At 73.2% G+C, this 14089-nt stretch carries 9 protein-coding genes; 4 read left to right on the forward strand and 5 right to left on the reverse strand.

The window, feature by feature from the left end; translation table 11 throughout:
- Positions 1 to 31 precede the first annotated feature (31 nt).
- Entirely contained in the window at positions 32 to 985 is a 954-nt protein-coding gene (locus ACFPL3_RS18275; protein WP_343945602.1) for a TIGR03557 family F420-dependent LLM class oxidoreductase, read from the reverse strand.
- Positions 986 to 1229: 244 nt separating this feature from the next.
- On the opposite strand from ACFPL3_RS18275, the gene ACFPL3_RS18280 reads away from it, so the two are divergent.
- The gene (locus ACFPL3_RS18280) at positions 1230 to 4457 is read left to right on the forward strand and encodes a bifunctional cytochrome P450/NADPH--P450 reductase (RefSeq protein WP_343945601.1); all 3228 of its coding nucleotides are present in this window, start codon (positions 1230 to 1232) and stop codon (positions 4455 to 4457) included.
- Between the two features lie 87 nt (positions 4458 to 4544).
- Here the strand turns inward: ACFPL3_RS18280 and ACFPL3_RS18285 are convergent, their stop codons facing one another.
- Both ACFPL3_RS18285 and ACFPL3_RS18290 read right to left on the reverse strand, forming a co-directional pair.
- Positions 4545 to 7019 (reverse strand): Tex family protein, encoded by a 2475-nt coding sequence (locus ACFPL3_RS18285; protein WP_379589388.1) that lies wholly within the window; start codon positions 7017 to 7019, stop codon positions 4545 to 4547.
- A gap of 49 nt (positions 7020 to 7068) precedes the next feature.
- Entirely contained in the window at positions 7069 to 8289 is a 1221-nt protein-coding gene (locus ACFPL3_RS18290) for a macrolide family glycosyltransferase (protein WP_425564229.1), read from the reverse strand.
- A gap of 63 nt (positions 8290 to 8352) precedes the next feature.
- On the opposite strand from ACFPL3_RS18290, the gene ACFPL3_RS18295 reads away from it, so the two are divergent.
- Positions 8353 to 8952 carry a TetR/AcrR family transcriptional regulator gene (locus ACFPL3_RS18295; RefSeq protein WP_343945599.1) on the forward strand — a complete coding sequence of 200 codons (600 nt, stop codon included), beginning with the start codon at positions 8353 to 8355 and terminating at the stop codon, positions 8950 to 8952.
- Positions 8953 to 8961: 9 nt separating this feature from the next.
- Positions 8962 to 10158 (forward strand): ROK family transcriptional regulator, encoded by a 1197-nt coding sequence (locus ACFPL3_RS18300; protein ID WP_343945598.1) that lies wholly within the window; start codon positions 8962 to 8964, stop codon positions 10156 to 10158.
- Here the strand turns inward: ACFPL3_RS18300 and ACFPL3_RS18305 are convergent.
- Together ACFPL3_RS18305 and ACFPL3_RS18310 are read right to left on the reverse strand one after the other, a co-directional pair.
- On the reverse strand, positions 10148 to 11308 hold the full coding sequence (locus ACFPL3_RS18305) for a class I SAM-dependent RNA methyltransferase (RefSeq protein WP_379589390.1): 1161 nt from the start codon (positions 11306 to 11308) through the stop codon (positions 10148 to 10150). The two genes, ACFPL3_RS18300 and ACFPL3_RS18305, sit on opposite strands and share 11 nt — an antisense overlap.
- Positions 11305 to 13356: an APC family permease gene (locus ACFPL3_RS18310; protein ID WP_343945596.1), complete on the reverse strand. Its 2052-nt coding sequence runs from the start codon at positions 13354 to 13356 to the stop codon at positions 11305 to 11307. Before ACFPL3_RS18310 ends, ACFPL3_RS18305 begins: the two co-directional genes overlap by 4 nt.
- Positions 13357 to 13425: 69 nt before the next feature.
- Between ACFPL3_RS18310 and ACFPL3_RS18315 the strand changes: the two genes are divergently transcribed.
- Positions 13426 to 14088 (forward strand): potassium channel family protein, encoded by a 663-nt coding sequence (locus ACFPL3_RS18315; protein WP_343945595.1) that lies wholly within the window; start codon positions 13426 to 13428, stop codon positions 14086 to 14088.
- Position 14089: the final 1 nt, after the last annotated feature.

Below are 14089 nucleotides of genomic sequence, written 5' to 3' on the forward strand. Positions count from 1 at the left end.
GTGATCGCGGTCACGCCGGAACCGGGGGCCCTCAGCGCAGCGCCGGGAGCACGTCCTTCTCCCACGCGGTGAAGAATCCCTCCATGTCGTGGCCCATCTGGGAGACGTAGAGCTCGTCGACCCCGGCCTCCAGGTACGAGCGCGCCTGCGCCACCTGCGCGTCGACGTCGTCGCCGCACGCCACGGCCTTCGCCGTGCTCTCGCGGGGGACGAGCGTCTGGGCGTCCATGAAGTCGCGCGGCCGGGGAAGCGTCTGGGCGAGCTGGCCGGGCAGGCCCTGGTTGCCCCAGGTGCGGTGGGCGATGTCGAGGGCGCGCTCGGCGTCGCGGTCCCAGCACACCTTGGTGCCCGCCTGAACCGGCTTGCCCTCACCACCCGCTTCCCGGAACACCCGGATGAGGTCGGCGTCGGGCGTCGTCGTGATGTAGCCGTCGCCGATGCGGCCGGCCAGCTCGGTGGCCTGCGGGCCGAACCCGGACACGTAGATCGGCACGGTCTCGGCGGGCAGGGTGTAGATCCGCGCCTCCTGCACCTCGTAATAGGTGCCGTGGAAGCTGATCTCCTCGCCCGCGTGCAGCTTCCGGATCAGCTCGACCGCCTCCTCCAGCATCTCCAGCCGCACGCCGACGGAGGGCCAGTGGTCGGCCAGCACGTGCTCGTTGAGCGCCTCGCCGCTGCCGACGCCGAGCACGAACCTCCCGTTCAGCTGCACGGCGGCCGTCGCGGCGGCCTGGGCGATGATCGCGGGGTGGATGCGGAACGTCGGGCAGGTCACCGCCGTCGTGACGGGCAGTGACGCCGCCTCCGACAACGCGCCGATCACACCCCACACGAAGGGGCTCTGGCCCTGCTCGTCGTTCCAGGGGTGGAAGTGGTCGGAGATCCAGAGCCGCTCGAACCCCGCCGCCTCGGCGCGCTTGGCCTGGTCGATGAGCTCCTTCGGGCCGAACTGCTCGCAGGACAGGAAGTAGCCGATGCTCGCCATACCGCTTCACTACCCGCGATCCCGACCCGCATGCGCGCAGCCGCCCGCGCGACCGCCGCCCGGCAGTCGGGCCGCCCCGCTGCGACGTCCGTCGCCACCCGCCCGCCGCCCGACGGCGCAACTTCCCCGGCGGGCCGTTGACCCGAAACCGCCCCCGTCCTAGGAACGGCGGGGGACGACGCGTCCCCAGCGCGCCGGTGCCCCCTCGATCCCGCTGGAACCCCAGCGACAAGGGAGGTCACCCATGAACGCGCCCATCGGCATCGACGAACTCCCCGGACCGCGGGGTCTGCCGCTCGTGGGGAACGTCTTCGACATCGACGTGCACCACCCGTTGGAGCACCTGGCCCAGATGGCCGAGGAGTACGGGCCGATCTACCGGATCACGATGCCCAGCGGGACGCGGCTGCTCGTGTCCGGCCCCGACCTCGTCGACGAGGTGTGCGACGACGCCCGGTTCGACAAGCTCGTCAGCGGCGGGCTGTCGAACCTGCGCGGGAGCGCGCTCAGCGTCGGGCTCTTCACCGCCGACACCGACGACCCGCTGTGGCACCGCGCCCACAACATCCTGATGGCGCCGTTCAGCCTGCAGTCGATGCGCGACTACGTGCCGAAGATGCTCGACGTCGCCGAGCAGCTCGTGGAGAAGTGGTCGCGGCTCAACCCGGACGAGGACGTCGACGTGCCCGCGGACATGACCCGGCTGACGCTCGACACGATCGCGCTCTGCGGGTTCGGGTACCGGTTCAACTCGTTCTACCGCGAGACGCCGCACCCGTTCGTCGAGGCGATGGTGCGGACGCTGGTGGCGGCGCAGGCGCAGGCCCGGAGGTTGCCGATCCGCAACCGCCTCGACATCCGCGCGCAGCGGCAGGTGGAGGCGGACCAGGCGTTCATGGACGGCCTGGTCGGCAAGCTGGTGGAGGAGCGGCGCGCGCAGGGCGACGCCGCCGACAACTCCGACCTGCTCGGGCGCATGGTCACCGGTGTCGACAAGCAGACCGGCGAGCAGCTGCCCGATGACAACATCCGTGCCCAGTGCGTCACGTTCCTCATCGCCGGGCACGAGACGACGTCGGGCCTGCTGTCGTTCGCCATCTACTACCTGCTGAAGAACCCCGAGGTCATGGCGCGGGCCCGGGCCGAGGTCGACGAGGTGTTCGGCAGCACGGCGACGCCGACGTTCGAGCAGGTGCACCGCTTGCGCTACGTCCGCCAGGTGCTCGACGAGGCGCTGCGGCTGTGGCCGACGGCGCCGGGGTTCACCCGCTACCCGTTCGAGGACACCGTGATCGGCGGACGCTACGCGATCCCCGCCCGCACCCCGGTCACCGTGCTGATCCAGGCGCTGCACCGGCAGACGTCCGTGTGGGGGCCCGACGCCGCCGAGTTCAACCCCGACCACATGGCAGCCGAGCGCGTCGCGGCGCTGCCGCCGAACGCCTACAAGCCGTTCGGCACGGGGCAGCGCGCCTGCATCGGCAGGCAGTTCGCGCTGCAGGAGGCCACGCTCGTGCTCGGCATGCTCGTGCAGCGCTTCGACTTCGTCGACCACCTCGACTACCAGCTGAAGACGAAGACGACGCTGACGATCAAGCCCGACGCGTTCCGGATCCAGGTCCGGCCGCGCGCCGGCTTCCAGCTCGACGCCGCGGCGCCGGCGCCGGCGACCGAGGCGCCGGCCCGAGCGCTCCCACAGGACACGGGCGCACCGCTCGTCGCCGCCCACGGCACCCCGCTGTCGGTGCTGTTCGGCTCCAACCTCGGCGCTGCCGAGTCCATCGCCACGCAGCTCGCCCAGGAGGGCACCGAACGCGGCTTCAGCGTCACGCTCGGCGCGCTCGACGACCACGTCGACGACCTGCCCGACAGTGCCGCGATCGTCGTGTCGTCGTCGTACAACGGCACGCCGCCCGACAACGCCGCTGCGTTCTGCCGGTGGATCGCCGCGGCCGACCCGAAGGCCGCCGACGGCGTGGCCTACACGGTGTTCGGGTGCGGCAGCACCGAGTGGGCGAGCACCTACCAGGCCGTGCCCACGCTGCTCGACACCGAGCTCGAGGCGCACGGCGGGCGGCGGGTGCACCCGCGCGGGGCGGGCGACGCCGCCGGGGACTTCGACGCGGCGTACCGCGACTGGCACGCCGGCCTGTGGCCGGATCTCGCGGCGGCGATGGGGCTGCCGGCCGAGGTCGGCGCCGCGGTCGACACCGGGCCGCAGCTGTCGGTCACGCTCACCAACCGGCAGCTGACCAACCCGGTGATCGTCTCCTACCAGGCCCGGCCGGCCCGGGTCACGGCCAACCGCGAGCTGATCGCAGGCAGCAACGGCAAGCCGCCCGAGCGGTCCACCCGGCACATCGAGATCGCGCTGCCCGCCGACACCAGCTATGCCGCAGGCGACCACCTGGGCGTGCTGCCGCGCAACAGCATCGACCAGATCAGCCGCGTGATGCGGCGCTTCGGCCTCGACGCGGGGCAGTACGCGACGATCATCCCGCGCCGGGGCGGGCCCACCCACCTGCCGATCGACGAGCCCACGCCGCTGCTGGGCGTGCTGGGCTGCTGCGTGGAGCTGCAGGACACGGCCACACGGTCGAACATCGCCATCCTCGCCCGCCACACCGACGACCCGGGCCAGAAGGAGCTGCTCGAGTCCCTCATCGGGGACGACGACGCGTCGCGCGCCCGGTACGCCGAGCAGGTGGGGCGGGCCAACCGCTCGGTGCTGGACCTGCTCGAGGAGTTCCCGGCCTGCGCCGTGCCGTTCGAGGTGTTCCTCGAGATGCTGCCGCCGCTGCGCCCGCGCTACTACTCGATCTCGTCGTCACCGCTGGTGGGCCCGGGTGCCTGCAGCATCACCGCCGGGGTGCTGCGCGGCCCCGCGCGGTCCGGGGTGGGCACGTTCACCGGCGTCTGCTCCGGCTACCTGCCGCTCGTGCCCGAGGACGGCACGCTGTTCGTGTTCGTGCGCAAGCCCACGATCCCGTTCCGGCCGCCGGACAACCCGCACGTCCCGATGATCATGGTCGGGGCGGGGACCGGGCTCGCCCCGTTCCGGGGGTTCCTACAGGAACGGGCGGCGCAGCAGGCCCAGGGCGTGCCCGTGGCCCGCTCGCTGCTGTTCTTCGGCTGCCGCCACCCCGACAGCGACTACCTCTACGCCGACGAACTGCGAGGCTACGAGGAGCGGGGCGTCGTGCGGGTGGAGAACGCGTTCTCCCGCTCCGACGCGCGCTGCCGCTACGTGCAGGACGCGATCCTCGACAGCGCCGACGAGGTGTGGGAGCTCCTGCAGGCCGACGGCGTGGTGCTGGTGTGCGGCAACGCCAACACCATGGCGCCGGCCACGCGGGACGCGCTCCACAAGATCTTCCGCGACCGGACCGGCACGAGCGAGGCCGACGCCGCCGCCTGGCTCACGGGCCTGCGCGGCGCCGGTCGATTCGTGGAGGACATCTGGGGCGGCTGAGGCCACTCGCTGCTTCGGCGCGCCAGCAAGGTGGCTCTACTGGCGTATTACGCCAGTAAAGCCACCTTGCTGGCATTCGCTCGTCCCCTAGCGGGTCAAGCCGGCCCGGCGCAGGGCGTCAGCCATCGCGCTGTTCGTCGGGGCCGGGGCGCCCTGGCGCTGGCCGCCGCCCCGCCTGTCCCCACCGCGCTTGTCCCCACCGCGCTTGTCCCCACCACGCTTGTCCCCACCACGGCTGTCCCCGCCCCGCTGGTTCTGGGCGCGCTGCTGCCCGCCGCCGCCCTTGCGGTCGCGCGGGGCACCCTTGCGGTCCTCGCGCGGCCCGCCGCGGTTCTTCCCCGCGCCCGGCTCGTCGTCGAGGCGCAGCGTGAGCGAGATGCGCTTGCGCGCCTCGTCGACCTCGAGGACCTTGACGCGCACCACGTCGCCGGACTTCACGACGTCGCGCGGGTCGGACACGAACTGGTTCGACATCGCCGAGACGTGCACGAGGCCGTCCTGGTGCACGCCGACGTCGACGAACGCGCCGAAGGCGGCCACGTTGGTGACCACGCCCTCCAGCAGCATGCCCGGCTTCAGGTCCGAGACCTTGTGGACCCCCTCGGCGAACGTGGCGGTGCGGAACGCCGGGCGCGGGTCGCGGCCGGGCTTCTCCAGCTCGGCGAGGATGTCGGTGACGGTGGGCAGCCCGAACTGCGCGTCGACGAACTCGTGCGGCTTGAGCGACTTGATCTTCTGGGTGTTGCCGATCAGCGACCCGATGTCGGTCTTCGCGCGGTCCAGGATCCGGTGCACGACCGGGTAGGACTCCGGGTGCACGCCGGAGACGTCGAGCGGGTTCTCGCCGCCGCGGATGCGCAGGAAGCCCGCGCACTGCTCGAACGCCTTCGGGCCGAGCCGCGGGACGTCCGCGAGGGCGGTGCGGGTGCGGAACGGGCCGTTGGCGTCGCGGTGCTGCACGATCTGGGTGGCGAGGCCCTCGGTGATGCCCGAGACGCGGCGCAGCAGCGGCACCGACGCGGTGTTGACGTCGACGCCGACCGCGTTCACGCAGTCCTCGACCACGGCGTCCAGCGAGCGGCTCAGCGCCGACTCGGCGAGGTCGTGCTGGTACTGGCCCACACCGATCGACTTCGGGTCGATCTTCACCAGCTCGGCGAGCGGGTCCTGGAGCCGCCGGGCGATCGAGACCGCGCCGCGCAGCGACACGTCGAGCTCCGGCAGCTCGGCCGAGGCGAACGCCGACGCCGAGTACACCGATGCCCCGGCTTCGCTGACCATCACCTTGGTGAGCTTGAGCCCGGGGTTGCGGGACACCAGCTCACCCGCGAGCTTGTCGGTCTCGCGCGACGCGGTGCCGTTGCCGATCGCGATCAGCTCGACGTCGTGGGCGGTGGCCAGCTTCGTGAGCTTCGCGAGCGCGCCCTCCCAGTCGTTGCGCGGGGCGTGCGGGTAGATCGTGTCGGTGGCGACGACCTTGCCGGTGGCGTCGACGATCGCGACCTTCACGCCGGTGCGCAGGCCAGGGTCGAGGCCCATCGTCGTGCGGGTGCCCGCGGGCGCCGCGAGCAGCAGGTCACGCAGGTTGGCGGCGAAGACGCCGATGGCGCCCTCCTCGGCCACCGTGCGAAGCCGCACCCGGATGTCGATCGACAGGTGCATGAGGATCCGGGTGCGCCATGCCCACCGCACCGTGTCGGAGAGCCACTTGTCGGCGGGCCGGCCCTGGTCGGCGATGCCGAAGGCCGCGGCGATCGTGCGCTCGTAGTCGGTGACGACGCCCGGCTCCGCCGGCTCGGTGTCGGGCTCCAGCGCGACGTCGAGCACCTCCTCCTTCTCCCCGCGGAACGCCGCGAGGATCCGGTGGCTGGGCAGCTTCGTGAACGGCTCGGAGAAGTCGAAGTAGTCGGCGAACTTCGCGCCCTCCGTCTCCTTCCCCTCCCGGACCTTCGTGACGAGCCGCCCGCGCGTCCACATCCGCTCGCGCAGCCCGCCGATGAGGTCGGCGTCCTCCGCGAACCGCTCGACGAGGATCGCGCGGGCGCCCTCCAGCGCGGCCGCGACGTCGGCGACCTGCTCGTTCAGGTACCCCTCCGCGACCGCGTCCGGGTCCTGCGCCGGGTCGGCGAGCAGCGTGTCGGCGAGCGGCTCGAGGCCGTTCTCCCGCGCGATCATCGCCTTGGTGCGGCGCTTCGGCTTGTAGGGCAGGTAGATGTCCTCCAGCCGCGCCTTCGACTCCGCGGCCAGGATCCGCGCCTCGAGGGCCTCGTCCAGCTTGCCCTGCTTGCGGATCTCCTCGAGGACGACGGTGCGCCGCTCCTCCAGCTCGCGCAGGTAGCGCAACCGCTCCTCGAGCGTGCGCAGCTGGGCGTCGTCGAGGGCGCCGGTGGCCTCCTTGCGGTACCGGGCGATGAACGGCACCGTGGCGCCACCGTCCAGCAGGTCGACCGCGGCCGTCACCTGGTGCGGTCGCACGCCGAGCTCGTCGGCGATGCGGTTCGGGATCGAGTGGGGCGCGGGCGGCCCGGACTGCTGCGGGGTCGAGAGCGACGTGCTGGTCACCCGCACATCGTCCCGGTAGGCCCGCGGCGCCGCGCCGAGGGGTGGGTCCTCAGCCGAGCTCACGCTCCACCAGGTCCGCCGCGCCCGCCGTGCCGCCCTCCTCGCGCAGCTCCCGGCGGATCTCCGCGCAGCGCGCGGCCACCTCGGCCGAGCCGGTGAGCTCCAGCAGCGCGGCACGCAGCTCCTCGGCGGTGACCGTGTCGGAGTCGACGCGCCGGGCCACCCCGGCCGCCACGAGCGCGTCGGCGTTGCCGAACTGGTCCACGGCCTGCGGGGCCGCGATCATCGGCGTGCCCGTCCACAGCCCCTCGACCGAGCCGCCCATCCCGGCGTGGGTGAGGAACGCGTCGGCCTGCTCGAGGATGGCCAGCTGCGGCACCCAGGGGTGCAGTTCCACCGACGCCGGGACGTCCCCGAGCACGGCCGGGTCGACGTGCTTGCCGATCTGCAGGACGACGTGCCAGCCGGGCAGGTCGCCGAAGGCGGCGACGCAGCGGCGGTAGAAGTCCGGCTGATCGGTGAACGCCGAACCGAGCGACACCAGGAGCACCTTCTCCGCGTCCGCGGGCCGGGCCCACTCCCCCTGCGCCGGGCGCGGGGCGAGGCACGGGCCCACGAACGTGAACTCCGGGCCCACGCGGTCGGCGTTGGGCTGCAGCACCCGCGGGATCAGCACGAGGCCGCGCTCGGGCCGCCCCATCCACGTCTCGTCGGCCGGCACCCCGTTCTCGGTGAGCCAGTCCAGCAGCGTGCGGTAGTAGTCGGCCCCGCGCGGGTCGGCCTTCCACTCGTCGGTCATCGCCCGCATGTCGTCCTCGTAGCCCTTCCAGGCCACGTAGGTGGGCGAGAGCTGCACGGTCGGGACGCCCCACTGCGCACCGAGGATGCGGGCGGGTCCGCCTGCGATGTCGTAGAGGAACAGGTCGGGCCGGTCGTGCTCGTACGCCGCACGCAGCTGCGGGAGCATCGCGATCGCGTCGTCGAGGAAGAGCCGCAGCGCGTCGATGGCGTCGCCGTCCCAGGCCTCCTCCTGGTGGAACGGCAGCGTCGACCGGTACGGCACGAGCTCGGCTCCGACCTCGCGCACGGTGTCGGCCCACGCCGCGTCGTTGGCGTAGGTGACGCGGTGGCCGCGCGCCACCAGCTCCCGGATCAGCTCCAGGCTGGGGTTGACGTGCCCGGGTGCCGGGATGCTGACCATGGCGATGTGCGCCATCGGGCCCCTCTCGTCGTACCGTGACGAGACGGTTCGTCTCGCCGATCTGAGCATGCAGGATTGTCGCGCCTCTGTCAAGACGGTGCGTCTCGTCTCGTTGACCCCTATGATCGACCCGTGCCACCTGACCCCTCCCGGCGCAGCGAGCGCTCGCGCCAGGCGATCCTCACCGCGGCCGTGGACCTGCTGCGCGAGGTCGGCTACCGGAAGCTGACGATCGAGGCGATCGCCGCCCGCGCGGGCGTCGGCAAGCAGACGATCTACCGGTGGTGGCCGTCGAAGGGCGCCGTGGTGCTCGACGGCTTCCTCGCCGCGGTGAACGAGGACCCGGACGACCTCTCGCTGCCCGACACCGGCGATGTCGCCGCCGACCTGCGCGGCGTCGTCCGCGCGATCGTCGCCGAGCTCGCCGATCCGGACCTCTCGGGGGTCTCGCGCGCCCTGATGATCGAGATGCAGGAGGACGTCGAGCTCGCCGACACCGCTCGCGACCGGATCCTCGCGCCGCAGATGCGGGCCATCGCCGACCGCCTGCGCGCCGCCCAGGACGCCGGCCAGCTGCGCGCCGACCTGGACCTCGCCGTGGCCGTCGAGCTGCTCGTCGGACCGCTCTACCACCGGTGGCTGCTGCGCACCGCCCCGCTCACCGAGGCCTACGCCGACACCGTCACCGACCTCGCGCTGCGTGCGCTCGGCCCGCAGCCGGCCCGAACCTAGGCTGGGCCGGTGGAGCCGCAGCGGACGACCGCGCCGTCCTCGCGGATGGTGCGGGAGGCGAGCGCCCGGCTCGTGCTGCACCACATGTGGCAATCGCCGCCGGTCACCGGCTCCGACCTGATGGCCGCCACCGGCCTGTCGCGCGCCACCGTCCACGACGTCTGCGAGGAGCTCATCGCCCGCGGCTGGGTACGCGAGATCGCCAACCAGCGCGAGCACGGCGGCTACCGCAAGGGCCGCCCCGCCCGCCGTTACGCCTTCGACCCGCTCGCCGGCGTGGTCGTCGGCATCGACGCCGACCAGCACCGCGTCGACGCGCTCGTCACCGACCTGCGCGGTGTCGAGCTGGGCAGGCACAGCGGCAGGCCCCGCAGCGGGCGCGGCGACCCCGCCGAGCGGATCGCCGCCGTGGCCGGCGCGATCACGGCCGCGCTCGGCGCGGCGGGCGTGCCCTCCGAGCGGGTGCTGGCCGTCACCGTCGGCGTTCCCGCGCCCGTCGACGCCGGCGGCCGCACGGCGTTCCGGGGCAACCCGTACTGGGAGTCGATGAACCCGGACCTCGCCGTCCGGCTGCGTGCCCGGCACGGCTGGCAGGCGATCGTCGACAACGACGCCAATCTCGCCGCGCTCGCCGAGGGCTGGCGCGGCCACGGCCGCGACGTGCGGCACTTCGTGGCGCTGCTGGCGGGCGAGCGGCTCGGCGCAGGCATCGTCGAGGACGGACGGCTCGTACGAGGCGCGCGGGGCGGGGCGGGCGAGATGCGCTTCCTCGACCTGGTCGACGGCGTCGGGTCGCCCGACGGCATCGAGCGGATCGCCCGCGAGTGGGCCCGCGACGCACTCGCCTCGCCGGGCGCCCGGTCCACGCTGGCCACCGGCGCCGGGGCGGCCGACGTGTTCGCCGCGGCCACCGCGGGCGACGCCCTCGCCGCGGACGTGGTGGACCGGATCGCCGAGCGGATGGCCCGGGTGATCGCCACGCTGGCCAGCCTGGTCGACACCGAGCGGGTGATCATCGCGGGCCGGGTGGCGGCGTCCTGCGGCCCGCTGCTCGCCACGCTCGAGGAACGCCTGGCCGCCCACGGCGACCCGCCCCCGCACGTGCTGGCCTCCACGCTCGGCGGGGACGCCGTGGCGCTCGGGGCCGTCCGGCGCAGCCTCGACCACGTGCGTGAGCACGCGCTCGAGCCCGTGCTCACGGCATGAGGAGCGCGACGCTCTCGAAGTGGTGGGTCATCGGGAACGCGTCGAAGGCGCGCAGCTCGGCGAGCCGGTAGCCCCGCGCCTCGAAGAGCGCTACGTCACGGGCCAGCGCCGCCGGATCGCACGCCACGTGCACCACGCGTTCCGGCTCCCGCGCGCAGAGCGCGTCCACGAGCTCGCGGCCCAGCCCGCGCCGCGGCGGGTCTGCCACGACGACGTCCGGGCGCCCGGTCAGGCCCGGGAGCACGTGCTCGACCCGCCCGGTGCGCCAGCCCACCTGCGGCAGGTCGGCCAGCGCCGCCCGCCCGTCCGCCACGGCACGGGCCGCGGACTCGACCACGACGACCTCCCCGTCCGGGCCCACCAGCCCCGCGAGCACCGACGCGAACAGGCCCACCCCGCCGTAGAGGTCCCACGCGGTGCCGCCCGCCGGCGCGGCCGCCCACTCGGCGACGACCGCGGCCAGCGCGTCCGCCAGCGCCGGGTGGACCTGCCAGAACACCCCCGGGGACAGCAGCCACTCCCGCCCGGCGGCCCGCTGCACGGCCGGCCCGTCCCCGACGTGCACGGCGCCGTCGGCGTCGACGACGACCTCGACCTCGGCACCGGGGGTGAACCGGTGCTCCAGCACCGGGGGCAGCACGCCGGCCGGCGCGATCGGGCAGTCGGCGATGGGCAGGACGTCGTGGCTGCGGTGCGCGCGCAGGCCGGGCCTGCCCAGCTCGTCGACGGCGAGCCGCACCCGGTGGCGCCAGCCGAGCGCACCGCCGGGCAGCTCCTCGACCTCCACCGCCCGCTCGATCCCGGCGAGCCTGCGCAGCTGCTCGGCGAGCACCGCCGCCTTGAGCTCGCGCGTGACGGCGGGGTCGGCGTGCTGGAAGTCGCAGCCGCCGCACCCACCCGCCCGCGCCCACGCGCACGGCGGCTGCACCCGGCCCGGCGCCGCCTCCCGCACCGCCACGACATCGGCGCGGCAGAACCCGCCACCGCCGTCCTCCACCACCACGGCGAGCACCCGCTCCCCCGGCAGCGCGTGCCGCACGAACACCACCCGGCCCTCGTGCCGGGCCACGCAGTGGCCGCCGTGCGCCACCGGGCCGACCTCGAGCTCGAGCACCCGGTCGGTCCAGTCGAGTTCCTTCACGGTCTTCACGGTCGCCTCGGCCCCGTCCCCGCCTTCGGCGGTGTCGACGCGCCGTCGTCGCGGGCCACCGGTTCGTAGCCGCGCCGCGACGAACCGGGCGCGTTCTCCGGGCGCCGCTTGCGGGTGACGACCCGCTCGGACGAACGCAGCTGCCACGGCACGCTCGTGACCATCACCCCCGGCTGGAACAGCAGCCGCCCCTTGAGCCGCAACGCGCTCTGGTTGTGCAGGATCTGCTCCCACCAGTGGCCCACGACGTACTCCGGGATGAACACGGTGACCACGTCGCGCGGGTTGTCGCCGCGGATCCGCTTGACGTAGTCCAGCACCGGCTTGGTGATCTCCCGGTACGGCGACTCGATCACCTTGAGCGGCACCGGCAGCTTGCGCTTGTCCCACTCGCGCATCAGGCGCTTGGTGTCGGCGTCGTCGACGTTGACCGTGACCGCCTCCAACCGGTCCGGGCGGGTGGCCCGGGCGTACGCGAGCGCACGCAGCGTGGGTTTGTGCAGCGTGGAGACCAGCACGATCGCGTGGTTGCGCGAGGGCAGCACGGCGTCGGTCTCCCCCGCCACGAGCTCGACGGCCACCCGGTCGTAGTGGCGCCGGATCGCCTCCATCATCACGTAGAACACGAACATCGCGGCGATCGCGATCCAGGCGCCCCGCGTGAACTTGGTGATGAGCACGACCAGCAGCACCGTGCCCGTCAGCCCCGCGCCGAATCCGTTGATGGCCCGCGAGCGCATCATGCGCCTGCGCGCGGCCGGGTCGGTCTCGGTGGCGAGCAGCCGGTTCCAGTGTCGCAGCATGCCGGCCTGGCTGAGCGTGAACGAGGTGAACACGCCCACCGTGTAGAGCGCGATCAGGCGGGTGACCTCGGCCTCGAAGCCGACCACCAGCACGATCGCCACGGCGGCCAGCACGAGGATGCCGTTGGAGAACGCCAGCCGGTCGCCGCGGGTGTGCAGCTGCCGGGGCAGGAAGCGGTCCTGGGACAGGATCGACCCGAGCACCGGGAAGCCGTTGTAGGCGGTGTTGGCGGCCAGCACGAGGATCAGCGCCGTGAAGATCACCACGAAGAAGAAGCCGGGCCGGAAGTCGTCGAACACCGCCTCGGCCAGCTGGGCCACCAACGTCTCCTGCACGTAGCCCGGCGGAGCGCCCACGATCTGCTCCGCAGGCCGCTCGGCGATCTTCACCCCGGTGAGCAAGGCCAGGGCGATGAGCCCGGAGAACATCAGCACCGACACGATGCCGAGCATCAGGAGCGTGGTGGCGGCGTTGCGGGCCTTCGGCTTGCGGAACGCAGGCACCCCGTTGCTGATCGCCTCCACGCCGGTGAGCGCCGCGCAGCCCTGGGTGAACGAGCGCAGCACCAGCATCGCGAGCGCGAGCCCGGTGAGCGCGTCGCCGTGGGCCAGCAGCTCCAGGTCGGCGCTCGGCGCGCGCAACTCCTCGCCCAGCACGACGATCCGGGTGAGACCCCAGACGATCATCGTGCCGATCCCGAGCATGAAGGCGTAGGTCGGCACCGCGAAGGCCACCCCCGACTCCCGCACGCCGCGCAGGTTCAGCGCGGTGAGCAGCAGGATCGCCCCCACCGAGAACCACACCCTGTTGTCGGCCACCACCGGGACCAGCGCACCGACGTTGGCCGCGGCCGCGGAGATCGACACGGCCACGGTGAGCGTGTAGTCCACGAGCAGGGCGCTGGCGACGGTGAGCCCGGCCCGGCGACCCAGGTTGACCGTGACCACCTCGTAGTCGCCGCCACCCGACGGGTAGGCCTGCACGTTCTGCCGGTAGCTCGTGACCACCGTGAGCAGCACCACCACGACCGCGAGCCCCACCCACGGCGAGAACGCGTACGCCGACAGCCCCGCCACCGAGAGCGTCAGGAAGATCTCCTCGGGCGCGTAGGCGACAGAGGACATCGCGTCGGAGGCGAACACCGGCAACGCGATCCGCTTCGGGAGCAGGGTCTGGGACAGACGGTCGCTGCGCTGCGGCCGCCCGACGAGCACACGTTTGAGCGCAACGCCGAGCCTGGACACGGGGAAAGCCTATGCGGTGCGTCGACGGCCCACGCGATAGCGTTCCGGCGATCCCTGGAGGGCAGTTCGGTGTACGTCGTGATCATGGGATGTGGGCGGGTCGGCGCAGCCTTGTGCGCCGGGCTCGACCGCCTCGGCCACGAGGTCGCGGTGATCGACCGCAACCGGCAGGCGTTCCGCAGGCTGAGCCCCGACTTCCGCGGCAAGCAGGTGGTCGGCGAGGGCTACCACCGCGAGGTGCTGGTGGAGGCCGGGGTCGAGCGCGCCCAGGCGTTCGCCGCCGTCTCGAGCGGCGACAACTCCAACATCATCTCGGCGCGGGTGGCACGCGAGACCTTCGGCGTGGAGCGCGTGGTCGCCCGCATCTACGACGCCAAGCGCGCCGCCGTCTACGAACGGCTCGGCATCCCCACCGTCGCCACGGTGCCGTGGAGCACCGATCGGCTGATGCGGATGCTGCTGCCCGACGGTGTGGCCTCGGCGTGGCGCGAACCCACCGGCACGGTCGCGATCCTGCCGCTGCCGGTGCACGAGGAGTGGGTGGGCCACCTCGTCACCGAACTGGAGGCCGCCGCAGGCTGCCGGGTGGCCTTCATCGTGCGGTTCGGCACCGGCGTGCTGCCCGGCCCGGACACCGCCGTGCAGGCCGAGGACACCGTCTACGTCGCCGCCGTGTCCGGCACCGTCAGCGACGTCACCGCGGCGGCCGCGGCGCCACCCCAGGAGGGCTGAG

The organism is Pseudonocardia zijingensis (assembly GCF_042657305.1).
GTDB lineage: Bacteria > Actinomycetota > Actinomycetes > Mycobacteriales > Pseudonocardiaceae > Pseudonocardia > Pseudonocardia zijingensis.

Excerpts from the sequence above, each read along its gene's own strand:
- ACFPL3_RS18275 (WP_343945602.1), bottom strand. The coding sequence starts at position 985 with ATGGCGAGCATCGGCTACTTCCTGTCCTGCGAGCAGTTCGGCCCGAAG.
- ACFPL3_RS18290 (WP_425564229.1), bottom strand. The coding sequence starts at position 8,289 with ATGCTCAGATCGGCGAGACGAACCGTCTCGTCACGGTACGACGAGAGG.
- ACFPL3_RS18280 (WP_343945601.1), top strand. The coding sequence starts at position 1,230 with ATGAACGCGCCCATCGGCATCGACGAACTCCCCGGACCGCGGGGTCTG.